General features: G+C 61.4%; 1 protein-coding gene. It reads left to right on the top strand.

The annotated features are described in order from the left end of the window. The coding region (locus ABLQ08_RS32425) for an amino acid ABC transporter ATP-binding protein (protein ID WP_352950914.1) at positions 1 to 378 on the top strand (378 nt) is incomplete at its 5' end. Positions 379 to 518: the final 140 nt, after the last annotated feature.

Here is a 518-nt window from a genome sequence, read left to right as displayed (position 1 = left end):
GAGCTTCTGGAGATGGTCGGTCTCGGCGGCAAGCTTGAGCATTATCCCTCGCAATTGTCCGGCGGCCAGAAGCAGCGGGTCGCGATTGCCCGGGCCCTGGCGCTGAAGCCGAAGATCATGCTGTTCGACGAGCCGACCTCGGCCCTTGATCCGGAGCTGGTCGGCGAGGTTCTGGCGGTGATGCGCAAGCTGGCGCATGAGACGGACATGACCATGCTTCTGGTCACCCATGAGATGAGTTTTGCGCGCGAGTTTTCCGACCGGGTGATGTTCTTCGACCATGGGGCGGTCGTCGAGCAGGGTCCGCCGGAGCAGATTTTCCAGGATCCGAGCGAAGCCCGCACGCGGGAGTTCCTTGCCAAGTTCATCGCGCGCTGACCTGCCGTTGAAACATCAGCTTAGAAAGACATCAGCTTAAAAGTGGAGGAGACGATGTTGAAAGCAACTGGAACCTATCTGGCCAAAGCCGCCGTCGTGTCGGGGCTTGCCCTTGCCGGCGCGTTGAGCGGCCCGGCCCA

Origin of the sequence: Roseibium sp. SCP14 (genome assembly GCF_040329475.1) — a bacterium.
GTDB lineage: Bacteria > Pseudomonadota > Alphaproteobacteria > Rhizobiales > Stappiaceae > Roseibium.
Note: the sequence above shows the minus strand (reverse complement) of the source record. Positions and strands in the feature narration are given on the sequence as shown.